Source organism: Streptomyces sp. NPDC006711, assembly GCF_042869775.1.
GTDB lineage: Bacteria > Actinomycetota > Actinomycetes > Streptomycetales > Streptomycetaceae > Streptomyces.
In genome coordinates this window covers 178,825-202,266 of record NZ_JBIAGO010000016.1, presented here as the reverse complement: position 1 = coordinate 202,266, position 23,442 = coordinate 178,825, and the positions used below count along the sequence as shown (strand labels likewise).

22 protein-coding genes are annotated in these 23,442 nt (G+C 72.9%); 9 read left to right on the top strand and 13 right to left on the bottom strand.

Annotated elements, in window-relative coordinates; translation table 11 throughout:
• Positions 1-95 precede the first annotated feature (95 nt).
• Complete coding sequence (locus tag ACFYM2_RS27330) at positions 96-857, bottom strand: SDR family oxidoreductase (protein ID WP_388839849.1); 762 nt, start codon at positions 855-857, stop codon at positions 96-98.
• Positions 858-1,146: 289 nt separating this feature from the next.
• Between ACFYM2_RS27330 and ACFYM2_RS27325 the strand changes: the two genes are divergently transcribed.
• Both ACFYM2_RS27325 and ACFYM2_RS27320 read left to right on the top strand, forming a co-directional pair.
• A complete protein-coding gene (locus ACFYM2_RS27325; RefSeq protein ID WP_388457886.1) occupies positions 1,147-2,472 on the top strand; it encodes a Bcr/CflA family multidrug efflux MFS transporter in 1,326 nt (441 codons plus the stop codon).
• Between the two features lie 10 nt (positions 2,473-2,482).
• Complete coding sequence (locus ACFYM2_RS27320; protein ID WP_359009056.1) at positions 2,483-3,499, top strand: small ribosomal subunit Rsm22 family protein; 1,017 nt, start codon at positions 2,483-2,485, stop codon at positions 3,497-3,499.
• Positions 3,500-3,507: 8 nt separating this feature from the next.
• Here ACFYM2_RS27320 and ddaH read toward each other — a convergent pair whose 3' ends face one another.
• Positions 3,508-4,350, bottom strand: coding sequence for a dimethylargininase (gene ddaH / locus ACFYM2_RS27315; protein ID WP_359009058.1), 843 nt, complete (start codon positions 4,348-4,350; stop codon positions 3,508-3,510).
• A 333-nt stretch (positions 4,351-4,683) separates the two neighbouring features.
• Between ddaH and ACFYM2_RS27310 the strand changes: the two genes are divergently transcribed.
• Positions 4,684-5,421 carry a bifunctional DNA primase/polymerase gene (locus ACFYM2_RS27310; protein ID WP_388457884.1) on the top strand — a complete coding sequence of 246 codons (738 nt, stop codon included), beginning with the start codon at positions 4,684-4,686 and terminating at the stop codon, positions 5,419-5,421.
• Positions 5,422-5,825: 404 nt separating this feature from the next.
• On the opposite strand, the gene ACFYM2_RS27305 is transcribed toward ACFYM2_RS27310, so the two are convergent.
• The 6 genes from ACFYM2_RS27305 to map all read right to left on the bottom strand — a co-directional run bounded on the left by ACFYM2_RS27305 (position 5,826) and on the right by map (position 12,406).
• Positions 5,826-6,785, bottom strand: coding sequence for a hypothetical protein (locus ACFYM2_RS27305; RefSeq protein WP_388839862.1), 960 nt, complete (start codon positions 6,783-6,785; stop codon positions 5,826-5,828).
• On the bottom strand, positions 6,685-7,659 hold the full coding sequence (efeU, locus tag ACFYM2_RS27300) for an iron uptake transporter permease EfeU (protein WP_388457882.1): 975 nt from the start codon (positions 7,657-7,659) through the stop codon (positions 6,685-6,687). The genes ACFYM2_RS27305 and efeU overlap by 101 nt, the downstream gene beginning before the upstream one ends.
• Positions 7,660-7,668: 9 nt before the next feature.
• Entirely contained in the window at positions 7,669-8,931 is a 1,263-nt protein-coding gene (gene efeB, locus ACFYM2_RS27295) for an iron uptake transporter deferrochelatase/peroxidase subunit (RefSeq protein WP_388457880.1), read from the bottom strand.
• A gap of 35 nt (positions 8,932-8,966) precedes the next feature.
• Positions 8,967-10,115, bottom strand: coding sequence for an iron uptake system protein EfeO (efeO, locus tag ACFYM2_RS27290; protein WP_388839846.1), 1,149 nt, complete (start codon positions 10,113-10,115; stop codon positions 8,967-8,969).
• Positions 10,116-10,722: 607 nt separating this feature from the next.
• Entirely contained in the window at positions 10,723-11,385 is a 663-nt protein-coding gene (locus ACFYM2_RS27285; protein ID WP_388457876.1) for a heme oxygenase (biliverdin-producing), read from the bottom strand.
• A 151-nt stretch (positions 11,386-11,536) separates the two neighbouring features.
• Positions 11,537-12,406 (bottom strand): type I methionyl aminopeptidase, encoded by an 870-nt coding sequence (gene map / locus ACFYM2_RS27280; protein ID WP_350229980.1) that lies wholly within the window; start codon positions 12,404-12,406, stop codon positions 11,537-11,539.
• Positions 12,407-12,495: 89 nt separating this feature from the next.
• On the opposite strand from map, the gene ACFYM2_RS27275 reads away from it, so the two are divergent.
• On the top strand, positions 12,496-12,726 hold the full coding sequence (locus ACFYM2_RS27275; RefSeq protein ID WP_359007591.1) for a hypothetical protein: 231 nt from the start codon (positions 12,496-12,498) through the stop codon (positions 12,724-12,726).
• 157 nt (positions 12,727-12,883) lie between these two features.
• On the opposite strand, the gene ACFYM2_RS27270 is transcribed toward ACFYM2_RS27275, so the two are convergent.
• Entirely contained in the window at positions 12,884-13,210 is a 327-nt protein-coding gene (locus tag ACFYM2_RS27270; protein WP_350229978.1) for a MerR family transcriptional regulator, read from the bottom strand.
• Between the two features lie 584 nt (positions 13,211-13,794).
• Positions 13,795-14,472 (bottom strand): type III effector protein, encoded by a 678-nt coding sequence (locus ACFYM2_RS27265; RefSeq protein WP_388839843.1) that lies wholly within the window; start codon positions 14,470-14,472, stop codon positions 13,795-13,797.
• 128 nt (positions 14,473-14,600) lie between these two features.
• Here ACFYM2_RS27265 and ACFYM2_RS27260 point away from each other — a divergent pair, with 128 nt between their 5' ends.
• Both ACFYM2_RS27260 and ACFYM2_RS27255 read left to right on the top strand, forming a co-directional pair.
• Positions 14,601-15,032, top strand: a complete 432-nt coding sequence (locus ACFYM2_RS27260; RefSeq protein ID WP_359007585.1) for an Hsp20/alpha crystallin family protein — start codon at positions 14,601-14,603, stop codon at positions 15,030-15,032.
• A 161-nt stretch (positions 15,033-15,193) separates the two neighbouring features.
• Positions 15,194-15,589, top strand: a complete 396-nt coding sequence (locus ACFYM2_RS27255; protein ID WP_359007614.1) for a DUF2267 domain-containing protein — start codon at positions 15,194-15,196, stop codon at positions 15,587-15,589.
• 6 nt (positions 15,590-15,595) lie between these two features.
• Here ACFYM2_RS27255 and ACFYM2_RS27250 read toward each other — a convergent pair whose 3' ends face one another.
• Together ACFYM2_RS27250 and ACFYM2_RS27245 are read right to left on the bottom strand one after the other, a co-directional pair.
• Positions 15,596-16,921, bottom strand: a complete 1,326-nt coding sequence (locus tag ACFYM2_RS27250) for an MFS transporter (RefSeq protein WP_388839840.1) — start codon at positions 16,919-16,921, stop codon at positions 15,596-15,598.
• Between the two features lie 104 nt (positions 16,922-17,025).
• Complete coding sequence (locus tag ACFYM2_RS27245; protein ID WP_350229974.1) at positions 17,026-17,625, bottom strand: hypothetical protein; 600 nt, start codon at positions 17,623-17,625, stop codon at positions 17,026-17,028.
• Positions 17,626-17,721: 96 nt separating this feature from the next.
• On the opposite strand from ACFYM2_RS27245, the gene npdG reads away from it, so the two are divergent.
• Together npdG and ACFYM2_RS27235 are read left to right on the top strand one after the other, a co-directional pair.
• Complete coding sequence (gene npdG, locus ACFYM2_RS27240) at positions 17,722-18,423, top strand: NADPH-dependent F420 reductase (protein WP_359007576.1); 702 nt, start codon at positions 17,722-17,724, stop codon at positions 18,421-18,423.
• Between the two features lie 514 nt (positions 18,424-18,937).
• Positions 18,938-19,114, top strand: a complete 177-nt coding sequence (locus ACFYM2_RS27235; RefSeq protein ID WP_350229972.1) for a hypothetical protein — start codon at positions 18,938-18,940, stop codon at positions 19,112-19,114.
• Between the two features lie 11 nt (positions 19,115-19,125).
• On the opposite strand, the gene ACFYM2_RS27230 is transcribed toward ACFYM2_RS27235, so the two are convergent.
• Positions 19,126-19,920 (bottom strand): site-2 protease family protein, encoded by a 795-nt coding sequence (locus tag ACFYM2_RS27230; RefSeq protein WP_388839837.1) that lies wholly within the window; start codon positions 19,918-19,920, stop codon positions 19,126-19,128.
• A gap of 175 nt (positions 19,921-20,095) precedes the next feature.
• On the opposite strand from ACFYM2_RS27230, the gene ACFYM2_RS27225 reads away from it, so the two are divergent.
• Positions 20,096-23,434 (top strand): BTAD domain-containing putative transcriptional regulator, encoded by a 3,339-nt coding sequence (locus ACFYM2_RS27225; protein ID WP_388839859.1) that lies wholly within the window; start codon positions 20,096-20,098, stop codon positions 23,432-23,434.
• Positions 23,435-23,442 lie beyond the last annotated feature (8 nt).

Sequence of the window (23,442 nt, the reverse complement as noted above, 5' to 3'; positions counted from 1 at the left end):
GTCCCGAACCCCCGCCATCACCATCGCCGCATAACCACCCCAAACAGCCCCATACCCGGCACCACGTCCTTGACGAAGGACATAGAGACACCCCCTCACCCCCGCCCGATATACGGCATCGCCGTCGCCAGCACCGTCGCGAACTGCACGTTCGCCTCCAGGGGCAGCTCCGCCATGTGCAGCACCGTGCGTGCCACGTCCGCCGTGTCCATCACCGGCTCCACCGCCAACTCCCCGTTGGCCTGCGGGATTCCGGTGCGCATGCGCTCCGTCATCTCCGTCGCCGCGTTGCCGATGTCGATCTGTCCCACCGCGATCCGGTACGGGCGCCCGTCCAGGGACAGCGACTTGGTCAGCCCCGTCATCGCGTGCTTGGTCGCCGTGTACGCCACCGAGTTCGGCCGGGGCGCGTGCGCCGAGATCGAGCCGTTGTTGATGATCCGGCCGCCCTGCGGCGTCTGCTCCTTCATCGCGCGGAACGCGGCCTGCGCGCACAGGAACGCGCCGGTCAGATTCACGTCGACGACCGAGCGCCACGCCTCGTACGACAGCTCCTCGACCGGCACCCCGCCAGGCCCGAACGTGCCCGCGTTGTTGAACAGCAGGTCCACCCGCCCGTGCGCCGCGAGCGCCGCCGCGAACAGCGCGTTCACGTCGTCCGGCGAGGTCACGTCCGTCGAGACGCACAGGATCCGGGCCCCGGGGCCCGCCAGTGCGGCCGTCTCCTCAAGGGGCTCGGTGCGGCGCCCGGCCAGCGTCACCGACCAGCCCGCGCCGGCCAGCGCGAGCGCCACGGAACGGCCGATGCCGGACCCGGCACCCGTCACTACGGCGGACTTCTGCGAGGTGATCTCCATGGGCCGGGAGCGTACGGGAGGGGGCGTTGGGTGAGACCGCCCGTCCGCGATGTGGGAGCGGCGAGTCGGCGGCCGGACCGCGACCGAGTCCGGGGCGGCCCGCGACCGCCTCCGGGTGGGCCCGCGCGCGGAGGTGGCACCGTGCCGGGCGGGACGCCGTCCGCGACGCGTGGCCACGCCCTGGCCGGGATGTGACCCGCGCCTCCCCTCTTTGTGGTCCGAGTGGTCCCGCCGCCGCGACCGGGCTGCGACCATGGAGATTCGCTACAACTTTCAAGGAGAGAGACCGATGCCGGAGCGCGGCGCCCAGGACACCCGCAGCCACATACCGAACACGGCCGGCGCCGAGGCCCCCCGGGACCCCGGCGTCGCCGCCGTCCGCCGCGCCGGCCTCCTCGTCACGCTCGTGCTCGGCGGACTCACCGCGCTCCCGCCGCTCTCCATGGACATGTACCTGCCGGCCCTCCCCGAGGTCACCGACGCGCTGCGCTCGCCCGCCGCCACCATCCAGCTCACCCTCACCGCCTGCCTCGCCGGCATGGCGCTCGGGCAGCTGGTCGTCGGGCCGATGAGCGACAAGTGGGGACGGCGCCGCCCCCTGCTCATCGGCATGGTCGTGTACGTCCTGGCCACCGCCGTGTGCGCCTTCGCCCCGAACGTGGAACTCCTCATCGCCTTCCGCCTGTTGCAGGGTCTCGCGGGAGCCGCGGGCATCGTGATCGCCCGGGCCGTGGTGCGCGACCTGTACGACGGCGTCGAGATGGCCCGGTTCTTCTCCACCCTGATGCTGATCTCCGGCGTCGCCCCCGTGGTCGCCCCGCTGATCGGCGGGCAGGTGCTGCGCCTGACCGACTGGCGCGGGGTCTTCGCCGTCCTGACCGTGGTCGGGCTGCTCCTGACGGCCGTCGTGTTCAAGTGGCTGCACGAGACGCTGCCCGCCGAGCGCCGCCACCCCGGCGGCGTGGGCCAGGCGCTGCGCACCATGGGCGCTCTCCTGAAGGACCGCGTGTTCACGGGCTACATGCTGGCGGGCGGATTCGCCTTCGCCGCGCTGTTCGCCTACATCTCCGCCTCGCCCTTCGTGGTGCAGGAAATCTACGGCGCCTCCCCGCAGACGTTCTCGCTGCTGTTCGGCCTGAACTCCGTGGGCCTTGTCGTCGTCGGCCAGATCAACGGCAAGCTCCTCATCGGCCGGGTCAGCCTGGACAAGGTCCTCGGCCTCGGTCTCGCCGTGATCGCCCTTGCGGCCACCGCGCTGCTCCTCATGACGTCGGGCGTCTTCGGTGACGTGGGCCTCGTGCCCGTCGCGGCCGGCCTGTTCGTGCTGATGTCGGCGATGGGCCTGGCCATGCCCAACACCAACGCCCAGGCCCTGATGCGTACCCCCAACGCCGCCGGTTCCGCCTCCGCGCTGCTCGGCACCTCCTCCTTCCTGGTCGGCGCGGTCGCCTCCCCGCTGGTCGGCATCGCGGGCGAGGCCACCGCCGTGCCGATGGCGGTCGTGCAGCTCGCCTCGGCCGTCGCCGCGCTGCTCTGCTTCCTGCTCCTGTGCCGGCCCTGGCGGCGGGAGCGCGAACCGCTCGCCGAGGCCGGTGGCGTGGCGCCGCAAAAGTAGACTCCTGCCGGTGAACGACTCCCTCCCCCTCCCGGACGTCCTGCGCTCGGCGCTCGCCGGACTGCTCGACGGGCTGCCGCCCTCGGCGACCTCCGGCGCCGTCGACCGGCTGATCGGCCACTACCGGGGCGTCGTCCCCACCCACGCCCCGGTGCTGCGCGACCGCTCCGACGTCGCCGCGTACGCCGCGTACCGGATGCCCGCCACCTTCGAGGCGGTGCGCTCCGCGCTCGGCGCGCTGCGGGACGCGACCGGGACCTGGACGCCCGCCACCCACACCGACATCGGCGGCGGTACGGGCTCCGCGAGCTGGGCGGTCGCCGAGGCCTGGCAGGACGCGGACGCCCCCGTGGCCACGACCGTCCTCGACTGGGCGGAGCCCGCGCTCGCGGTGGGCCGCGAACTGGCCGAGGCCTCCGGAATCCCCGGGCTGCGCGAGGCGCGCTGGCAGCGGGCCCGCATCGGCTCGGCCCTCGCCCTGGAGAGCGCCGGCCTCATCACCGTCTCGTACGTCCTGAACGAGCTGACCGCCGACGACCGCCGCGCCCTGGTGGACGCGGTGGCCGGCGCGGCCACCGGGGCCGTCCTCATCGTGGAGCCCGGCACCCCCGACGGCTACGCCCGGATCATCGAGGCGCGCGACCGGCTGATCGCGGCGGGGCTGAGCGTCGCCGCGCCCTGCCCGCACAGCGCCGCCTGCCCCATCGAGCCCGGCACCGACTGGTGCCACTTCTCGGCCCGGGTCAGCCGCTCCTCGCTGCACCGCCAGGTCAAGGGCGGCTCACTGGCGTACGAGGACGAGAAGTTCAGCTACGTCGCCGCCACCCGGTTCGACCCCGACCCCGCCACGGCCCGGGTCGTGCGGCGCCCCCAGATCCGCAAGGGGCAGGTGCTGCTCGACCTGTGCCTGCCGGACGAGCAGCTGCGGCGCGAGACCGTCAGCAAGCGGCACGGCCCGCTGTACCGGGCGGCCCGGGACGCCGAGTGGGGCGACCCGTGGCCGCCCCACTCGGCGGACCCCCGCTAGCGGGACCGTCAGGGGCGCAGCTCCTGCGTGCAGCACTTCACGCTGCCGCCGCCCTTGAGCAGTTCGCCCAGGTCCATGGCGATCGGCTCGTAGCCGCGTGCGCGCAGGGGGTCGAAGAGTCCGACGGCGCCCTGGGGGATCAGGACGTTGCGGCCGTCGCTCACCGCGTTGAGCCCGAGCGCGGCCGCGTCCGCCTCCTGCGCGATCAAGGCGTCCGGGAACAGTCTGGCGAGCACGGCGCGGCTGCCGGGGGAGAAGGCCGGCGGGTAGTACATGATCTCGTCCGCCCGGTCGTCCAGCACGCACAGGGCCGTGTCCAGGTGGTAGTAGCGCGGGTCGACGAGGTCGAGGCCGATGACCGGGCGGCCGAAGAACTCCTGGGCCTCGTCGTGCGAGAGCGGGCTCGAACGGAAGCCCCGGCCTGCCAGGACGTAGGAGTCGGTGACGGCGAAGTCCCCCTCGCCCTCGTTGATGTGGTCCGGCTCACGCACGGTGGTGAAGCCGTGCGCACGGAACCAGTCGCGGTGGGCCTCGGCCTCGGCGGCACGTTCGGGGTGGGCGAAGCGGGCGCCGAGCACCCGGCCGTCGATCACGGTGGCGCCGTTGGCGGCGAAGACCATGTCGGGCAGGTCGGGGCGGGGGTCGAGCAGTTCGACGGTGTGGCCGAGCGCGCGGTAACGGTCGCGCAGCACCTCCCACTGGGCCAGCGCGAGCGGCAGGTCGACGGGCTTGTCCGGGTCCATCCAGGGGTTGATGGAGTACGTGACCTTGAAGTGTGCCGGCGGGCACATGAGGTAGCGCCGGGGCCGGGCGGCTCTCGGGGTACGGAGGTCACGGGTTGCAGGAGGCAATGAGGGCTCCTCACGGGCGACTTGGGCCGCACGGACGTGCAGCCGCGTGCAGCCCATGGTCCGCCGTGCGGGGCGCCCGCGCAGTGCACCGTCCGAGTGTTTTTCACCCGGCCCGCGCGGTTCATCCGTACGTCCTTGGCACGTGCGTCGCCGTACGCCTCTGCCGCACCAGGGGTACGCCGGGTTGCGGCCCCGGCCGGGTGCCCGCGGGTCATGGGCGGGTCATGTCACACACCCCGGATGTCCGGTGCGGTCACCCGGGGAGCAGGATGGTGGGACGATGTTCAGCGTGGACGCGAGTCCCTTGGGGTCGACGGTGAGGTGAGGGGATAGATGGGCGCTGAGTTCGGCCGTTCCCGCGGCGAGGAGAGCAAACTGTCCCGCTGGCTGCGCAGGCGGCCCAAGGACGCTCCGGGCGCGGACCAGAGCCGGCTCGATCTGCTGCTCGCCGTGGCCGCCGCCGGGCTGCCGCTCGCGCCTGCCGCCCACCCCGTGGGCTTCCGGTGTTCGTGCGAGCGCGTCGGGTGTCCCACGCCGGCCCGCCATCCCGTCTCCTTCGCCTGGCAGACGCAGTCCACCACCGACCGCGCGCAGATCGAGCGCTGGGCGCTCGGGCAGCCCGAGGCCAACTTCGTCACCGCGACCGGCATGGTCCACGACGTGCTCGACGTGCCGCTCGAAGCGGGGCGCGAGGCGCTGGCGCGGCTGCTCTCCGAGGGCGTCGACGTCGGGCCCGTCGCCGAGGCGGCCGGTGACGGCGACCACGGGCGGATGCTGTTCTTCACCGCGACGCGGGGTACGCCCGAGGACGAGGACGAGTGGTGGCCCTGCGAGCTCGACTGCCACCCCGAGACGATGGACGAGCATCCCGGGCTGCGGTGGCACTGCCGGGGGAGCTATGTGCTGGTGCCGCCGGCACGGTTGCCGGGGGAGCTCGGGGTCGCGTGGGTACGGGGGCCGGAATTTGCGCTTCCGGATCCGCTGACGTTGCTTGAGGCGCTGACGGACGCGTGCGCCCGGTATGCGGGCCAGTCCGGCTCCCCCGCCGCCGCCTGGCCCCTGGGCCGCTGACCCCTCAACGTCCGCGCATGCCCGTCCGGGCCACCCCCAGCCCCGCCAGGGGCACGGGGAGGCCGAGGTTGCCGTGCGGGCCACCCCCAGCCCCGCCAGGGGCGCGGGGAACTGCGCGCTCAGCCACGCACGGTCCGCAGCCGGGGCCCCTGGGGCTCCGCCCCAGACCCCGTTCGGCCTGAAGGGCCTCGTCCTCAATCTCCCCCAAGGCCTTAAGGGCCAGGGGGGACCCCCATGACGGGCTGGGTATGTCGAGGTGGGCCCGCACGGGCCCTGTCAGGGGCGCGGGGAACTGCGCGACCAGCCAGCCACGGTCCGCAGCCGGAGTTCCTGGGGCTCCGCCCCGGGGTGGCCCCGCGCGGGCCCGCACGGGGAACTGCGCGAATCGGGGCCGAGGAGCGGGGCTACTCTCCCTTCAGGGATATCAGGCCCTGGACCCGGTTCGGGATGACCACTTGGCCCTTGGGCGGGACCAGGGCCAGCTCGTTGGAGATCCACTCCCGGGTCAGCGAGGAGTGGACCTCACCGCTCAGCAGCGCCTTCTCGTCCGGCGAGATGTCAAGGCGTACCCCCTGCGCCACCGTCTGCCGCTCGAAGTGCCGCGCCGCGAAGAAGACCAGCGCCCGCCCGTCCGCCGTCCGCAGCCCGAACGGCGCGAAGTCGCCCTCGCTCAAGGGCTGGTCCACGAACTGGCTGACCCGCCCGTTGCCCACCGCGTTCTTGCTCCGCGCCGCACGCCAGCCACTGGTGTGGTCCCCGTCCGCGAACACCGGCGGTTTGCCGCCCTGGAGATAGGACACGTAGTCGGCGCTGAGATCCTTGGGCGCGACCGCGAACGTGGCGTCGTCGGGGCGTACCGGCTCGGCGAAGCCGTTCTTGTCCTGCTGGAAGGCGGGCACGTCCCCGGCGCCCAGGACCGACAGATACGCCAGCTTCCACACCTGGTCGGGGCCGCCCCGCGTGAACAGGAGCAGCCAGCGCGTGTCGTTCGGACCCCGGTCGTCCTGGTCCCGGTTGGAGTCGGTGTCGGCGACGAACCAGCGCGGCCAGCCGGCCTGCCTCGGTATCAGATACCTGGTGTCGGTCAGGGCCAGCGCCGAGTGCTGGGGGTTGCCGCCCGGGCTCGTCACGTGCCGGGCGGCGAAGCCCGCCTGAGTCGTGGCGCCGAACGCGCCGGTGACCCGGCCCGCGTCGAGGGCCGGGTCGTAGGCCTGGTCGGCCCGGTTGTAGGCGTCGGTGAACGCGCTGAGCGCCCGCGCGGCCTCAGCCTTCGTCGCCGACGGTACGACTTCCCGCTCCCCGTGCACCGTCACGCAGCCGCTCGCGCCCACCGTCAGTACGGTCGCCGTCGCGAGCGCCGCCATCAGCCGACTCACCCTGCTCATGAACCGCCTTCTGCCCCTCGGCCCTCGTAGCCCCCACGGACTTCCGGAACCCTACCGGGGCGAAGAACAGCGTGAGCGTGGGGATCAGGTAGAGCGCCCACACGACGCTCTGGAGGACCGTCGGGTCGGGCTGGAAGTTGAGGACGCCCTTGAGGAGGGTCCCGTACCAGCTGTCCGGCGGGATCGTCGAACTGATGTCGAAGGCAAGGGAGTTGATGCCCGGGATGAAGTCGGCCTCCTGGAGGTCGTGCACCCCGTACGCGAGCACGCCGGCCGCGACGACCACCAGCATGCCGCCGGTCCACGTGAAGAACTTCGCCAGGTTGATCCTGAGCGCGCCCCGGTAGAACAGCCAGCCGAGGAACACCGCGGTGGCGAGACCGAGCAGGGCGCCGATCATCGGCTCGGCCGTACCGTTCTCGGACCCGGCCGCGTGCACCGAGGTCCAGACGAACAGCGCCGTCTCCAGGCCCTCGCGGCCGACCGCCAGGAACGCGGTCGCCACCAGCGCGCCGGTGCCCATGCGCAGAGCCGAGTCGAGCTTGCCGTGGAGCTCGCTCTTCAGATGCCGCGCGGTGCGCCGCATCCAGAACACCATCCAGGTGACCAGGCCGACGGCGACGATGGACAGCGAACCGCCAAGACCCTCCTGGGCCTTGAACGTCATTTCCTGGGAGCCGAACTCCAGCCCGGCGCCGAACCCGAACGCGACGATCACCGCGACCGCGATGCCGGCCCACACGGGCTTCAGGGCGTCCCTGCGGCCGGTCTTGACGAGGTAGGCGACCAGGATGCAGACGACCAGGCTGGCTTCGAGCCCTTCGCGCAGGCCGATCAGATAGTTGGCGAACATGTCTTCCTCTCAGCCGAAGAGTCCCCGGCCCCACCAGTCGTCCTTGTCGCGGACGCCCGGCGGGATCGCGAAAATCGCCGAACCCACGTGCTGGATGTATTCGTTGAGTGCGTCGTGGCGGGCCAGGGAGCGTTGCAGGGGCAGGAAGCCCTTGCGCACGTCACGCTGGTAGGCCAGGAAGAACAGGCCCGCGTCCAGGCGGCCCAGTCCGTCGGTGCCGTCCGTGAAGGAGTAGCCGCGGCGCAGGATCCGTACGCCGTCGTTGGAGTCGGGGTGCGCCAGACGCACGTGCGCGGTCGGCTTCATCGCCTTCAGGAACGGCTCGTCGCGCTCCTTGGCCTTGCCGACCGGCGCGCCTTCGCCCTTGTCGCGGCCGAAGACGTCCTCCTGCTCCTGGAGCGAGGTGCGGTCCCAGGTCTCGATGTGCATGCGGATGCGGCGGGCCACCAGGTAGGAGCCGCCGGTCATCCAGTCGCCGCCGTCCTTGGCGCCGACCCAGACGTGGTCGTCGAGCGCCTTGGTGTCGGTGCCCGAGATGTTACGGGTGCCGTCCTTGAAGCCCATCATGTTGCGCGGGGTCTGGGCGTCCGGCGTCGTCGAGGACGTCTTGCCGAAGCCGAGCTGCGACCAGCGGATGGCCACCTTGCCCATGCCGATGCGGGCCAGGTTGCGGATCGCGTGCACCGCGACCTGCGGGTCGTCCGCGCAGGCCTGCACGCACAGATCACCGCCGCTGCGGGACGGGTCGAGGTTGTCGCCGGGGAACTGCTCGATGTCGATCAGGGCCTCGGGCCGCTTGGCCTCCAGCCCGAAGCGGTCCTTGGCGAAGAGGGAGGGGCCCACGCCGAAGGTCAGGGTGAGCCGGCACGGCTTGAGGCCAAGCGCCTCGCCCGTGTCGTCCGGCGGCGCCTCGGGGAGACCGCCGTAGGCGCCGTCGCCGACCGCCTTGCCCTCGGTCATCGCGGCGGCGGCCGCCGTCCAGTCCTTGAGCAGCTGGACCAGCTCGGCGCGGTCCTTCGTCGTCACGTCGAAGGAGGCGAAGTGCAGCCGGTCCTGGACGGCGGTGGCTATGCCGGCCTGGTGCGGGCCGTGGAAGGGCACCGCGGCGCCCGTGTCGGCGGCGGCCACCGCGTCGCTGCCGTCACCCTTGACGACGGCGACCGCGCCGCCGGCCGCGGCCGCGCCCAGCGCGAGACCCGCGCCGCCCCAGCCGAGCAGTGCCCGGCGGGAGGGGGCCCGGCCGGTCCCCGTGACCTCGCTCGTGTCGCTCATGACGGATCTCCTCCTGGTCCTGGCTGGCTGCCGAGTTACTTCGCGACGGCGGCGGCGAGCTTGGAAAGCGGCTCCGCGAGCGCGTTGACGGCGTCCGAGAGCTTCTTGCGGTCACCCTCGCTCACCTTGTCGTACGGGGTGAAATCGTAGGAGGTCTTGTCGGTGCGGTACTGGTCGAGCAGGGTGTTCAGGGACGCGAACTGCTTGTCGAGCTCGGCGGTGAGCGCCGCGTCGTTCTTCGAGGCGACCGGCTTGAGCAGTTCGTACGCCTTCTGCGCGCCCTCGACGTTGCCCTTGAAGTCGGACAGGTCGGTGTGGCTGTAGCGGTCCTCCTCACCGGTGATCTTGCCGGTGGCGACCTCGTCCAGGAGTTCCTTGGCGCCGTTGGCCATCGAGGTCGGGGTGATCTCGGCGGTGCCGACCCGCTTCTGCCAGTCGGCCAGGTCCTTGTCCAGCTGGGTGGCGAGGTCCTTCTCGTCCTGCCCGATCTTCTGGTCCGCCCACAGCGACTTCTCCAGGCGGTGCCAGCCGGTCCACTTCTGGCCCTTCTCCAGGCCGTCCTCGCGGGTGTCGGTCTTCGGGTCGATGTCACCGAAGGACTCCGCGACCGGCTCGGTACGCTCCCAGCCGAGGCGGGAGGGGGCGAACGCCTTCTGCGCCGCGTCCAGGTCGCCGGCCCGCACCGCGTCCGTGAAGACCTTCGCCTTGGGCAGGGTCTCGTCCGCCTGCTCCTGCGCGTACTTGCGGTACTCGGCGACCGCCGCGTCCAGCTGGGGGTTGCGCTTGACGGCCGTGGCGCCGCCGGTGACGGTGACCTTCTGGCGGATGCCGTCGCCCTTCATGCCGGGCTTGCAGGCGACCTCGTACGTGCCGGCCTTGACCTCGGCGGTGAGCTGCTGCTTCAGGCCGGGGCCTATGTTCTCGCGCTCGGCGACGATGCGGTCGTCGGGGAAGAGGAGGTAGACCTCGGTGACCTTGGAGCCCTTGTTCTCGATGTCGAACTTGACGTGTCCGGCCGGGAAGTCGCTCTTCGACAGCTTGCAGGAGCTGTCGGTGGCGGTCACCTGGATCGAACCGGCCGCTCCGTCGGCCTTGGCGTCGGACTTGTCGGCGCATCCCGTGACGGCGGTCAGGGCCGCGACGGCAGCGGCGGCGGTGACTACGGAGGTACGGACGGGTCGCATGCGGGCTCCACGCTGGGTCAGTGTCGAGGGGTCGACTGAGGCGGACCTAACTTAACCGAGGCTTACCTGACCGATACCCTCGGGGTACGTGATTCACCTCTCATCGGGCGCATCCGCGTACCCGAGTGCGCCGGGGCGCGTCCGGTCCGCTGCTTCAATTGAGCGCGTGAACGAGACGGACGTGGTGATCGAAGTGCTCCGGGTCTTCTGCGGGCGGCACGGCCTGGCGGCCTGAGGTTGCCGGTGCGGGCCAGCACGAACCCCGCCAGGGGCGCGGGGAACTGCGCGAGGAGCGCCCACGGCCCGCAGCCGGGCTCCCTGGGGCTCCGCCCCAGACCCCGTTCGCGCTGAAGGCGCTCGTCCTCAATCGCCGGACGGGCTAGGTATGTCCGTGTGGGCCAGCGCGACGTGGTCAGGGGCGCGGGGAACTGCGCGCCCAGCCACGCATGGTCCGCAGCCGAGGTCCCTGGGGCTCCGCCCCAGACCCCGTTCGCGCTGAAGGCGCTCGTCCTCAAACGCCGGACGGGCTGAGGTTGCCGATGCGGGCCAGCACGAACCCCGCCAGGGGCGCGGGGAACTGCGCAAAACGTGTCCGCCCGGCGGAGCCCTACGCGCTGAGGGGGAACTCCTCTCCCAGCTCCTTGAACACAGCCGTGTTCAAGGAAAAAGCCCGCTTGCACTCCTCCACAACCCGCCGCTTCTCCAGCTCGTCCACCCCCAACCCGTCAAGCCGCTCGCGATAACCCCGCTTGAACGCCGCCGGGTTGGCGATCGACTCGAAGACGTAGAACCGCACGCCGTCCCCCTTGCGCGCGAACCCCCACGTCCGTTCCGCCCGGTCGCGGATGATCTGGCCGCCCGACAGATCGCCGAGGTAGCGGGTGTAGTGGTGCGCCACATACCCGGCGGGCCACTCCCGCGCGCACACCGCGACGCGCTCGGCGTACGCGGCCGTGGCGGGCAGCGGGGCCGCGCCGGCCCGCCAGTCCGCGCCCCGCAGATGCGCCAGGTCCCGCTCCAGCGAGGCCGTGCGCATCAGCTCGGGCGTGATGAACGGCCCCGCCACCGGATCCTCCGCGAGGGCCGACGCACCCTCCTCCAGCGCCCGGTACACGAACCACAGCTGCTCGGTGTAGCGCGCGTACGCCGCCACGCCGAGCCGCCCGCCCAGCAGGTCTCCCATGAACGAGGACGTCTCCGCCTCGGTGTGCTGCTCGTGCGACGCCGTGCGGATGAGCGTGGAGAACGGGGTGGAAGCGGGCGCGGTCAAAGGGGCCTCCGGGGACCGAGGGGTGCGGGAACCGGAAGGATCGCCCCGACTCGGGCAGTCCTGAGTCAACCAGTTCCCGACGTCCTGTCGGTAAAAACGTACCCGCTGAGCCCGGCCGCGACACCCCGAGGAAAAAACCGCCCGCGCGCAGCTACGGCAGCGTAAGAATCTCCGTACCGGTCTCCGTGACCACCAGCGTGTGCTCGAACTGGGCCGTCCGCCTGCGGTCCTTGGTGACGACCGTCCAGCCGTCCTCCCACATGTCGTACTCGTGGGTGCCGAGCGTCAGCATGGGCTCGATCGTGAAGGTCATGCCGGGCTTGATCACGGTGGTGGCGTGCGGGGCGTCGTAGTGCGGCACGATCAGGCCGGAGTGGAAGGCCGTGCTGATCCCGTGCCCGGTGAAGTCCCGTACGACGCCGTACCCGAAGCGCTTGGCGTACGACTCGATGACGCGGCCGATGATGTTGATCTGCCGGCCGGGCTTGACGGCCTTGATCGCGCGGTTGAGGGATTCGCGGGTGCGCTCCACAAGCAGCCTGGACTCGTCGTCGACGTCACCGCACAGGTAGGTGGCGTTGTTGTCGCCGTGCACGCCGCCGATGTACGCGGTGACGTCCAGGTTGACGATGTCGCCGTCCTTGAGCACGGTCGAGTCGGGGATGCCGTGGCAGATGACCTCGTTCACCGAGGAGCACAGCGACTTGGGAAAGCCCCGGTAGCCGAGCGTGGAGGGGTAGGCCCCGTGGTCGCACATGAACTCGTGGGCGACCCGGTCCAGTTCGTCGGTCGTCACCCCCGGCGCGATGTGCTTGGCCGCCTCCTCCATCGCCTGCGCCGCGATCCGGCCTGCGGTCCGCATCAGCTCGATGGTTTCGGGACTCTGCACGTCGGGGCCGGTGTACGGCGTGGGCATGGGCTTCCCGACGTACTCCGGACGCGGGATGCGGCCCGGGACGGAACGGGGCGGAGAGATCTCCCCGGGCACGAGCGGGGACTGCGACTTCGGCTGGCCAGACATGCCGGCGAGTCTATCCAGCGGCTGTGGGGCAGCATGGCTTTGAGGCCCCGGCCACCGTCCGAGGGATCCGTTCAACGAGAGAGGCACCCATGGCCCTGTTCAAGCGGCGCACCGTCGGCAAGCCCGGCGAGTGGTTCTACTGCCTGGCCCATCACAAGGTCGAGGAGGGCCCGGACTGCCCGGCCAAGGACCGCTTCGGCCCGTACGCCACCCGGGAGGAGGCCGAGCACGCGATGAGCACCGCGCAGGAGCGCAACCTGGAGTGGGAGAACGATCCCAAGTGGCACGACAAGCAGGCCCCGGGGGACGGCGCGGAGTAGCGGGCGACCGGACCCGTACGCGGCCGCTCCCCGTCCGGACCGTGCGCGGCTGCTCCCGCCCCCGGTCGCCGGTTGCCGGGCGTGGGGCGGGGCGATCGCGCGGTGTGGCGCCGCGTCGCGCGCGAGAACGGTGGCCGTCTCGCCGCGGGCGCGTACATCAGGAGCTGGCCGACTCGGCGGCGCGGCGGTATTCGGCGTTGATGCGCTGGGCTTCTTCGAGCTGGTCCTCGAGGATGACGATGCGGCAGGCGGCCTCGATGGGGGTGCCCTGGTCGACGAGTTCGCGGGCGCGGGCGGCGACGCGCAGCTGGTAGCGGGAGTAGCGGCGGTGGCCGCCGGCCGAGCGCAGCGGGGTGATGAGGCGGGCCTCGCCGATGGCGCGCAGGAAGCCCTGGGTGGTGCCGAGCATTTCGGCCGCCCGGCCCATGGTGTAGGCGGGATAGTCGTCGTCGTCGAGACGCCCGTTGAAGTCCTCTGCTGTCATTTGCACCTCTCCGTGAAACACGTTGAGGGGCTCTGGTGCCGTGCGGCACCAGAGCCCCGAAGGAACTGCTACACCATCTGCCGACCTTCGTCCAGCGTCGGCCTTCTGTTTTCGCGAGCCCGGCCGGCGTGCCGTCGGGGCTGCGAGGATCGCACTTGCTTGACCGGAGACCACCTCACTATCGCGATGTCCTGCGGTACCCGGACTCATGTCGTACGTCCGGGCGATCCTGATGGCGTCTGCTCCTCCGTTCTTCCCTCTGAACTTACTGACTTGCTGAACTGCTCCGCGAACTGCGGGTGTTGCGTACTGCGGGTGTCGCTAACTGCGGGTACTGCGTACTGCTGGTGTTGCGGGTACTGCCTACTGCTCTGAACTGCGTACTGCTGTGGCGGCCCCTGATGACTGCGGGCCACCCGGTCCGGTCGTCAGTCCCGTCACCGTCCTGCTCATGCTCTGGCTCCGGAACTCCACCACCGCACCGCACTGCGATACCGCTTCCCGGCAGTTCGTTTCTGCCGGGCTTTCTCGATCTCGGCTACGAGAGAAACCATAGTCACGTCACGGCGCAATGTCTACTCCGGTCACGACAGATTTTCTCGTCGTGCGGCCGGATTGATGAGGGCGTCGAGCTGACCGGCGAGGTGGGGGTGGGCGCCCAGGTGGGCGTGGGCGGCGGTGAGGGGGTGGATGAGCGCGGCCGGGTCGTCGTGGCCGAGCGCCGCGTCCAGCCGGCCGACCGCGCCGCGCGAGGCCAGGGGGAGGTCGGTCAGGGCGGTGATCTGGCCGGCCAGACGGCGCAGGGCCGCGGCGTTGTCCCGGGCCCACGCACTCTGGTCGCGGTCGGCGGCGCGGCGTTCGCGGGTGGCCTGGACGCGCTGCTCGCCGGTGCTTCCGGCCGGGCCCGGGCGGTTGCGCAGATAGCGCCGTTCGGCGGCCTGGCGGCTGGCCACGCCGAGGGGGTGAGCCAGCTCCGCCCAGCTGGCGCCGGCGTGGCGGGCCGTCTCGATCAGGCCGGTCTCCCAGCCGGCCAGCTGCTCGCGGACCTGGCGCAGCAGCAGCAGCGAGGCCAGCGCCTGCTCCGGTCCGACGCCCGAGCCCGCGGGCTCGGCCGCCTCCTCGTGCGCGTCGCGCACGGCGTGCTCGATGGCTTCGAGGGCCGCGGCGGCGGCGAGGAAGGAGGCCGGGCTCTGGGCGTCGGGGGAGGGGTGCTTCTTCGGGGCGGGACCGGGCCCGGGCGGCGACTGGCCTGCTGCTGTCATGAGGACTCCTCGGCGTTTGTCATCCTTTCGATGACAGGGTGTTTGTCATCCAATGGATGACATGCTACAACGGTGAGCAGTGAAGCGCATTGGCGGGTACAACCCAAACCTTCTGGAGGTGTTTCGCGATGTTGATGCGCACTGACCCCTTCCGTGAGCTCGACCGGCTCGCCCAGCAGCTGACCGGCTCCGGCACCTGGACGCGGCCGTCCGCGATGGCGATGGACGCCTACCGCGAGGGCGACGAGTACGTGGTGGCCTTCGACCTCCCCGGTGTCGACCCGGAGGCGATCGACATCGACGTCGAACGGAACATGCTGACCGTCAAGGCCGAGCGCCGGCCCGTGGCCAAGGCCGACGACGTGCAGATGGAGCTGTCCGAGCGGCCGTTGGGCGTCTTCTCCCGCCAGATCGTGCTGTCCGACGTGCTGGACACCGCGCGCATCGCCGCCGACTACGACGCCGGGGTGCTGACCCTGCGCATCCCGATCGCCGAGCGCGCCAAGCCCCGCAAGATCTCCGTCGGCGTGGGCTCGTCCCACAAGGAGATCTCCGGCTGAATCCGCGCCGCCCCCCGGGGCCGGGCGGACCGGCAGGCACCGCGGGACGGGCACCCCGCCCGTCCCGCGCCGCACCGATTCGAGACGAGACGAGACGAGAAAGGCGATGCGCAGTGACGACGACCGACCAGCGTGAACGGATCCAGGGCCGGGCGGCGACGATGACGTACCAGGACATGCTGGAGAAGGTCCGTTACGACGGCGCGTATCCCACCACGGAGCGGGCCGCCGAAGCCGTCCGCCTGGTGCTCACGGGGCTCGGCCGTCAGCTGGGCGGCGACGAGCGCGGGGAGCTCGCCGCCCGCCTGCCCCTGGAGGCCGCGTGCCTCCTCACCGCCGAGGCCCCCTCGCCGGAGCGGCTTTCCGGCTGGGCCTTCGTGAAGGACCTCGCCGCGCGCGTCGGCGCCACCCCGGCCACCGTCCGCTGGGACACCGGATCGGTCCTGGGCGTCGTCGCCGCGCTCGCGGGTCCCGACCTCCTCACCCGCGTCCTCGGCCGGCTCCCCGGCGGTTACGCCCTGCTGTTCGGCCGGGCCGAACTCGTCCAGGCCGCCTGAGCGTCGCTACGCCGCCGCCGCCGTGCCGGGCTGCCCGGCCGCGCGGCGGCGCGCGGCGTCCTCGTCGGTCGCCGCGTCGTAAGTGACCAGGCGGGGCAGGGCGAGGGCCAGCAGCCCCACCGCGGCCACGCAGGCCACCCCGCCCGACCACACCGCCGCCCTCGTCCCCGTCCAGCCGGCCATCGCCCCGGCCCGGACCTGGCCGAGCTGCGGGCCCACGCTGTACGACAGGACCTCTATCCCGGCCAGCCGGCCGCGCAGCTCGTCGGGGATGGTCTGGTTCCAGATCGTGGAGCGGCCAAGTCCGCTCAGCATGTCGCCCGCGCCCGCCACCGCGAGGCAGCCGAGCACAAGCCATACGTCGCCGAAGAGGCCCGCGCCGGCCATCGCCGTGCCCCAGACGACCGCGCCGACCACCACGAACAGGCCGTGCCTGCGCACCCGTGAGGTCCACCCGCTGGTCACGCTCAGCAGCACCGAACCGGCCGAGCCCGCCGCGTACATGAGGCCGAGCGCCCAGGTGGCGTCCAGGCTGTCCGCGAGGAACGGGAAGATCGCGTTCGGGAAGGCGAAGAACATCGCGGCCAGGTCGATGGCGTAGGTCCCGAGCAGCACCGGACGCGACCACGCGTAACGGGCGCCCTCCGCGATGCCGCGCAGCGAGGGCTTCTGGGCGCCCTGGGCGGGCGGCGCCGGGGTCAGCCGGGCGCACATCACCACCGACACGGTGAAGGTGGCCACGGTCGTGGCGTACGCCGTTGCCGTGCCCGCGTACGCCACGACGAGCCCGGCGAGCGAGGGTCCCGCGATCGCGCCGAGCTGCCAGCGCAGCGCGTTGAGCGCGGCGGCCGCCGCGAGTTGGTCGTGCGGGACGATCCGGGCCATCAGCGAGTCCAGCGCCGGGCGCTGGAGCCCGGCCAGCGCCGAGACGCCGGCGGCCACCCCGTACAACGGCCACAGCATCGGGCTCGGGAGCAGCGCGTTGGCCAGCAGGACGAGCGCGAGCACGCCGAGGCCGGCCTCGGTGGCGAGAATGACCTTGCGCCGGTCCACCGCGTCCGCGAGCGCCCCGCCGTACAGGCCGAAGACGACCAGCGGGACGAGCTCCACGGCGCCCATCGCGCCCACCGCGAACGGTGACCCGGTGAGCTCCTTGATCTGGAGCGGCAGCGCGACCATCGCCATGAAGCTGCCGAAGGTGGTGACGAGCCCCTGCACCCAGAGCAGCCGGAAGTCGGCCGAGGCCCGCCAGGGCGCGAGATCGGGCAGGACGGAGCGGGGCCGGGACGGGCGCCGGGACTCGGGCGGCGGCGCGGGAGGTTCGTCGGACACGACGGGCCATGCTCCGGCCCCGCCCGCGCCGAGAGCAACCCAATATCGCCCTGTCGCCGGTCCGCGCCGCGAGCAGCCGGGACGGCCCCCGCCGCCCGTACCTCCTACCAGCGCCCCGGTGGCGGGGCCGTCAGCTGGTCGGCCAGGCGGGAGAGGCGGTCGCGGAAGCCGCCGGGGCCGCGCCGCGGGGGCAGGGTGTTCTCGCCCGCCGCCGCGCTGACCAGGTGCTGCACGGTGTCCAGGTCGAGTTCCGCGTCGGGGGTCACCGTCAGGGACTCGTGCACGAGTCCCCGCACCTCGCGGTCCCCGCCGTCCAGGGCGAGCACCGTCGCGCCCGCCCGGCGCGCGTCGTGAACGCGTTCGAGCAGGGCGTCGGCGGGGCGCGTGGGCGCCACCAGGAGCAGCGTCTCGCCGCGCCGCGCCGCCTCCAGGCGCCCGAGCCCGACGGACAGATGCGGGGGGCCGCCCGGTTCGGCGCGGTGGCGCACCAGCGTCGGGCTCAGCTCGGGCAGCCCGGACCAGGCGGCCTCGTCGGTGAGATGGGCGGCCAGGTGCCAGGGCTCGTACGCCTCGGTGCCGACCAGGAGCAGTGTGCCGTGCGGCACGACGGAGGAGCGCAGCGCGCCCGCGAAACGGCGGGTGGCGCGCAGCCACTCCGTCCCGGCGAGCACTTCCCGCAGCAGGGCGACCCGTACGGCATCCATGCCGGCACCCTGCCGCATCCGGGGGCGCGGGCGGGCCCGAACCGGGGGTCCGTCACTCCAACGAACGTTTCGCTACGGACGAGTAAGGTCGCCCTCATGACTTCCACTGACAAGGCGAAGCCCGCCCCGAGGGACCCCTGGGACCTGCCGGACGTCTCCGGTCTCGTCGTCGGCGTGCTCGGCGGCACCGGCGACCAGGGCCGTGGTCTGGCCTACCGGCTCGCCCGGGCCGGGCAGAAGGTGATCATCGGCTCGCGCGCCGCCGAGCGCGCCCGGAGCGCGGCCGACGAGCTCGGGTTCGGCGTCGAGGGCGCCGACAACGCCGAGTGCGCGCGGCGCAGCGACATCGTGATCGTCGCGGTGCCGTGGGAGGGCCACGCCAAGACGCTCACGTCGCTGCGCGAGGAGCTTGCGGGCAAGCTCGTGATCGACTGCGTCAATCCGCTGGGCTTCGACAAGCAGGGCGCGTACGCCCTGAAGCCAGAGGAGGGCAGCGCGGCCCAGCAGGCCGCCGCGCTGCTGCCGGACGCGCGGGTGACGGCGGCCTTCCACCACCTGTCGGCGGTGCTGTTGCAGGACGCCTCGATCGAGGAGATCGACACCGATGTGATGGTGCTCGGCGAGGCCCGCGCCGACACCGACATCGTGCAGGCGCTGGCCGGCCGCATCCCCGGCATGCGCGGCGTCTTCGCCGGTCGGCTGCGCAACGCCCACCAGGTCGAGTCGCTGGTCGCGAACCTGATCTCGGTGAACCGCCGGCACAAGGCGCACGCGGGGCTGCGCGTCACCGACGTCTGAGCGCGGAGACGTCTGGGCGCGGCGGCGGTATGGGCGCGGCGATGCCTGGGCGCAGCGACGCCCGGGCGCGCCGTCGTCTGAGCGTGGCGCGATCGGGGTGCGGCGACGTCTGGGCGCGGCAACGTCCGAGCGCATCGATGTCTGGGCGCGGCGCGACCGGGGTGCGGCAATGTCCGAGCGCGCCGACGTCTGGGCGCGGCGCGATCGGGGTGCGGCAATGTCCGGGCGCGCCGACGTCTGGGCGCGGCGCGATCGGGGTGCGGCAATGTCCGGGCGCGCCGTCGTCTGGGCGCGGCGCGATCGGGGTGCGGCAACGTCTGGGCGCGGCAACGTCTGAGCGCGCCGACGCCCGGGCTCGCCGCGACCGGGGTGCCGGGTGTCGCCGGTGATGGGGGACACTGGACGGGCGGGCGCTGAGCCCGTCCGTCCCTTTCGTCCCGGCCCCCACCCCGCCGGGTCGTCCCGCCCCACCGCAGTGCCGCACCGCAGCCGTACCCGACAGGAGCCCCCCTCCATGCCCCGCCTCGCCCTGTACGCCCTCGCCGTCTGTGTCCTCGCCGTCGTCGCGGCCGTGGTCTCCTTCGTCCAGGGCAGCTGGCTCGGAATCATCTGGGTGCTGCTCGTGGGACTCTCGTCCAACATGTGCTGGTACTACCTGCGCAGGGACCGGGCCGCGACCCCCGGTGAGTGAGCGCGGCCGGCTCAGCCCTGCGGGGCGAGCGTGAGGTCGGGCCAGAACTGGTAGAGGCTCCGGCCGGCCGCCGCTTCCAGGTCGGAGACGCCCAGGGCGTCGAGGATCGCGTAGATCAACCGGAAGAACTCACTGTTGATCTCGGGGATCCACAGCAGCCCGAACACCGCGAGCAGCCCGAACGGCGCGAACGGCTCGACCTGGCGCCGCGCCGCGTGCGAGAGCCAGGGCTCGATGATCCCGTACCCGTCAAGGCCCGGCACCGGCAGGAAGTTCAAGATTGCCGCCGACACCTGGAGCAGCGCGAGGAAGGCCAGCGCCACCCGGAAGTCGTAGGGCACCCCGTCCAGGGCGCCCAGCCAGAACGGCGCCGTGCACACGATCGCGAACGCGACATTGGTGAGCGGGCCCGCCGCCGAGATCAGGCTGTGCCGCCACCGGCCCCGGATCCGGGAGCGCTCGATGAAGACCGCGCCGCCCGGCAGGCCGATACCGCCCATGATTACGAAGATCACCGGCAGCACGATCGAGAGCGCCGCGTGGGTGTACTTCAGCGGATTGAGCGTCAGATAGCCCTTGGCGCCGATCGTGATGTCCCCGCCGTGCAGCGCGGTGCGGGCGTGGGCGTACTCGTGCAGGCACAGCGACACGACCCACGCGGACGTCACGAACAGGAAGACGGCCAGGCCGCGCGAGGCGGCGTAACTCGTCCACACCGCCCACCCGGAGACCGCCATGACGGCGACGATCCCGAGGAAGACCGGGCTGATCCGCCGGTCGTGGTGACGGGAGGGTGCGGTGGCCATGCGGTGTGCTCCAGTGCTGGCGGGAAGGGCGGGCAGGAGTGCTGGCGGGAGGGCGGGCAGGTCGCGCGCCCGACCGTACAGGGTGAGCGTCAAACGTCCCGGCTCCCCGCGTGAGTTCCCCTGCCCCGCCGCGAGTTGCCCACCCCGGGGCCGGGAGATCGCCGCGTCGATGAGAATGGGGGGCGTGCGCTACCGGATTCTCGGCAACACCCAGGTCCACCGCCCCGACGGCACCCCCGTCGCCCTCGGGGGCGCTCGGCTGCGCGCCCTGTTGACGGTGCTCGCGCTGCGGCCCGGACGGGCCGTCCCCGGGAACGTCCTCGTCGGTGAGGTGTGGGGCGACGAGCCGCCCGCCGACGCCCCGGGCGCGTTGCAGGCGCTGGTCGGCCGGCTGCGCCGGGTCCTTGGCCATGAGGCGGTCTTCTCGGCCGAAAGCGGCGGCTACGGACTCGCCGCAGAAACGGAGGACGTCGATCTGCACCGCTTCGAGCGGCTGACGGCGGACGGCGCCCGCGCCCTTGAGGAGGGCGATCCGGCCAAGGCGGCGACGCTGCTGGACGACGCGCTCGGGCTGTGGGCGGGCGCCGCGCTCGCCGACCTGCCCGACCCCGGCGCCCTCGCCGCCCGCGCCGAGGCCCGCAGGCTCGACGCCCGCCGGCTGCGGCTCGCCGCCGCCCTTTCGCTGGGCCGCGCCGATGAGACGCTGGCCGAACTCGCCGCCCTGTGCGCGAGCCACCCGCTGGACGAGCCGCTGCACGCCCTGTGGATCAGGGCACTGCGTGCCGCGGGCCGCCCCGCCGAGGCGCTGGCCGCCTACGAGAGCGTACGCACCACACTCGCCGACGGGCTCGGCGCCGACCCCGGGCCCGAACTGCGCGCCATCCACGCCGAGTTGCTGAACCCCGAGCCCGCGCCTTCGCCGCCCGCGCCCGACGCGCGCGGCAATCTGAGGGCCCGGCTGACCTCCTTCGTCGGGCGCCAGGACGATCTGGCGGCCATCCGTGGCGACCTCGCGGCGGCCCGGCTCGTCACGCTGCTCGGACCCGGCGGCGCCGGCAAGACGCGGCTCTCGCAGGAGGCCGCCGAAGGGGTCGCCGACCGCTGGCCCGACGGGGTGTGGCTGGCCGAACTCGCCCCCGTCAAGGGCACCGCGGGCCCCGCCGACCCGGCCGGGGTGGCCGCCGCCGTGCTCACCGCCGTGGGCGCCCGCAAGACGGTGCTGCACTCGGCGGGCGCCGAGGAGCTGAGGACCGCCGCCGACCGGCACGCCGACGACCCCCTGGTCCGGCTCGCCGAACACTGCGGGCCGCGCCGCATGCTGCTGCTCCTGGACAACTGCGAGCACGTGATCGGCGCGGCGGCGGCCCTCGCGGAGCATCTGCTGGCCCGCTGTCCGCGCCTGGTGATCCTCGCCACGAGCCGTGAACCGCTGGGCGTGCCGGGGGAGTTGGTGCGCCCGGTCGAGCCGCTGCCCGCGCCCTTCGCGCTGCGGCTGCTCGCCGAACGGGGTGCCTCGGCCCGGCCCGGGTTCCGGGTGGAGGACGATCCTGCGGCGGCCGAGGAGATCTGCCGGCGCCTGGACGGGCTTCCGCTCGCCATCGAACTGGCCGCCGCGCGCCTGCGCATGCTGACGCCCCGTCAGATCGCGGACCGGCTCGACGACCGCTTCCGGCTGCTCACCAGCGGCAGCCGCACCGTGCTGCCGCGCCAGCAGACCCTGCGCGCCGTCGTCGACTGGTCCTGGGAGCTGCTTGAGGCCGCCGAGCGCGCCGTGCTGGGGCGGCTCGCCGTCTTCGCGGGCGGCTGCGACCTGACGGCGGCCGAAGCGGTGTGCGCCGAGGAGAGCGGGCCCGGCGAGGCGGCCGGGGTGAGCGCCTACGACGTGCCGGAGGTGCTGGGCTCGCTCGTCGACAAGTCGCTCGTGGTGGCCGCGCCGGACGACACCGGCCAGATGCGCTACCGGCTGCTCGAAACCGTCGCGGAGTACGCCGGCGAGCGCCTTGACGACGCCGGGGGCCGCGCCGGCGCCGAGCGGCGCCACCTCACGTACTACCGCGAGTTCGCCCGCCGCACCGACGCCGGGCTGCGCGGCCCGGGCCAGCGGGTCGCGATCGACGCCTTCGAGCGCGAGTACGAGAACCTGCGGACCGCGCTCGGCCGCTCGGTGGCGCTGCGCGACGAGCAGGAGGCGCTGTGCCTGGTGCACGCCATGCTCTGGTACTGGCAGATGCGCGACCTGCGCAGCGAGTCGCGGCACTGGTCGCGGGAGGCGGCGGAACTCGGCCCCGACCCCTTCGCCCCGCCCGTGACGCCCGCGCCGCCGGTGTACACGCGGTGCGTGGACGCCCCGCCGCCCCTCGACCCCGAGGTGCTGTGGGAGGCGCGGCGCGGCGTACGCCTGGTGCAGCTGGCCTCGATGGACCACGCCGTGGACGAGTGGACCTCGCCGGACGCCCTGGAGCGCGTCCACGCGATCGTCTCCGCCTACCGCCCCGGCCTGCCCCAGACCTGCCACATGCCGGGCTCGCTCTGGTTCTTCCCGCTGGTGCTCACCGGGGACCAGAACCGGCTGCAAGTGGTCCTGGACGCGACGGTGAGCGCCTGCGAAGAGCTCGGTCACGAGTGGGAGCTGGCCGCCGCCCTCCAGATGCGCGCCAACGTCCTGGCCAACCGCACCGCCTGGGCGGGCGACGCGGCCGGTGACGCCGAGGCCAGTCTGCTGCTGTTCCAGCGGCTCGGGGACGCCTGGGGCGCGGCGGAGGCGCTGGCGGCCAGGGGCGAGGCGCGGGAGAAGCGGCGCGCGTTCGCCCTGGCCGCGCAGGACTTCTCCGACGCCCTGCGCTACGCCGAACAGCTCGGCGCCCAGGCCCAGGTGACGCTGCTCAGGGCCAGGCTCGCCGCCACCCTCCTGGAGACGGGGCAGGCCGAGCGCGGCGAGGCGATGCTGCGCGAGATCTTGGCCGACGACCGCCGCGCGGGCGTCGAGGCGCGGCTCGCGGCGCGCCTGGTGCTCGCCGTGTGGCTGGGCCGCACCCGCCGCTACGACGAGGCGCGCGAGCACATCGAGGTGATGCTGCGGGACTTCGGCTCCGCCACCCTCCTGCTGTTCGAGGGGTTCGTGCTCGGCGTCCGGGCCTGGCTGGACAACGAAGAGGGCCGTTATCGCGAGGCGCTGACCGGGGCGCTGGCCGCGCTGGAGCGGGCCCTTGAGCCGCTGGCGCAGATGGTCGCGCCCGAGATGATCGCCGTCCACCTGCTCACGGCGGCCTGGGCGATCGCCGGACTCGGCGGCGACCGGAACGGCCTGGACGCGGCCCGCCTGATCGGCGCGCACGACGCGCTGCTTCCGGCCGGCCACTTCTCCTCGCCGGTGGAGGCGCAGCAGCGGGCTTCGGCGGAGCGGGCCGTGCGCGCCATGCTCGACGACGACGCCTACGCCGCCGCCCACGCCGAAGGCGGTGGCCTCTCCCGGGAGGAGGCCATCGCCCTGGCGCGGCGCGAAAGCAAGCCCTGACATGGCGT

What these genes read in the sequence shown, in the direction of transcription:
- ACFYM2_RS27330 (WP_388839849.1), bottom strand. Translation starts at nt 857, where the DNA reads ATGGAGATCACCTCGCAGAAGTCCGCCGTAGTGACGGGTGCCGGGTCC.
- ACFYM2_RS27325 (WP_388457886.1), top strand. Translation starts at nt 1,147, where the DNA reads ATGCCGGAGCGCGGCGCCCAGGACACCCGCAGCCACATACCGAACACG.
- ACFYM2_RS27310 (WP_388457884.1), top strand. Translation starts at nt 4,684, where the DNA reads ATGGGCGCTGAGTTCGGCCGTTCCCGCGGCGAGGAGAGCAAACTGTCC.
- ACFYM2_RS27305 (WP_388839862.1), bottom strand. Translation starts at nt 6,785, where the DNA reads ATGGCGGCGCTCGCGACGGCGACCGTACTGACGGTGGGCGCGAGCGGC.
- efeU (WP_388457882.1), bottom strand. Translation starts at nt 7,659, where the DNA reads ATGTTCGCCAACTATCTGATCGGCCTGCGCGAAGGGCTCGAAGCCAGC.
- efeB (WP_388457880.1), bottom strand. Translation starts at nt 8,931, where the DNA reads ATGAGCGACACGAGCGAGGTCACGGGGACCGGCCGGGCCCCCTCCCGC.
- efeO (WP_388839846.1), bottom strand. Translation starts at nt 10,115, where the DNA reads ATGCGACCCGTCCGTACCTCCGTAGTCACCGCCGCCGCTGCCGTCGCG.
- map (WP_350229980.1), bottom strand. Translation starts at nt 12,406, where the DNA reads ATGTCTGGCCAGCCGAAGTCGCAGTCCCCGCTCGTGCCCGGGGAGATC.
- ACFYM2_RS27275 (WP_359007591.1), top strand. Translation starts at nt 12,496, where the DNA reads ATGGCCCTGTTCAAGCGGCGCACCGTCGGCAAGCCCGGCGAGTGGTTC.
- ACFYM2_RS27270 (WP_350229978.1), bottom strand. Translation starts at nt 13,210, where the DNA reads ATGACAGCAGAGGACTTCAACGGGCGTCTCGACGACGACGACTATCCC.
- ACFYM2_RS27265 (WP_388839843.1), bottom strand. Translation starts at nt 14,472, where the DNA reads ATGACAGCAGCAGGCCAGTCGCCGCCCGGGCCCGGTCCCGCCCCGAAG.
- ACFYM2_RS27260 (WP_359007585.1), top strand. Translation starts at nt 14,601, where the DNA reads ATGTTGATGCGCACTGACCCCTTCCGTGAGCTCGACCGGCTCGCCCAG.
- ACFYM2_RS27255 (WP_359007614.1), top strand. Translation starts at nt 15,194, where the DNA reads ATGACGTACCAGGACATGCTGGAGAAGGTCCGTTACGACGGCGCGTAT.
- ACFYM2_RS27245 (WP_350229974.1), bottom strand. Translation starts at nt 17,625, where the DNA reads ATGGATGCCGTACGGGTCGCCCTGCTGCGGGAAGTGCTCGCCGGGACG.
- npdG (WP_359007576.1), top strand. Translation starts at nt 17,722, where the DNA reads ATGACTTCCACTGACAAGGCGAAGCCCGCCCCGAGGGACCCCTGGGAC.
- ACFYM2_RS27235 (WP_350229972.1), top strand. Translation starts at nt 18,938, where the DNA reads ATGCCCCGCCTCGCCCTGTACGCCCTCGCCGTCTGTGTCCTCGCCGTC.
- ACFYM2_RS27230 (WP_388839837.1), bottom strand. Translation starts at nt 19,920, where the DNA reads ATGGCCACCGCACCCTCCCGTCACCACGACCGGCGGATCAGCCCGGTC.
- ACFYM2_RS27225 (WP_388839859.1), top strand. Translation starts at nt 20,096, where the DNA reads ATGGGGGGCGTGCGCTACCGGATTCTCGGCAACACCCAGGTCCACCGC.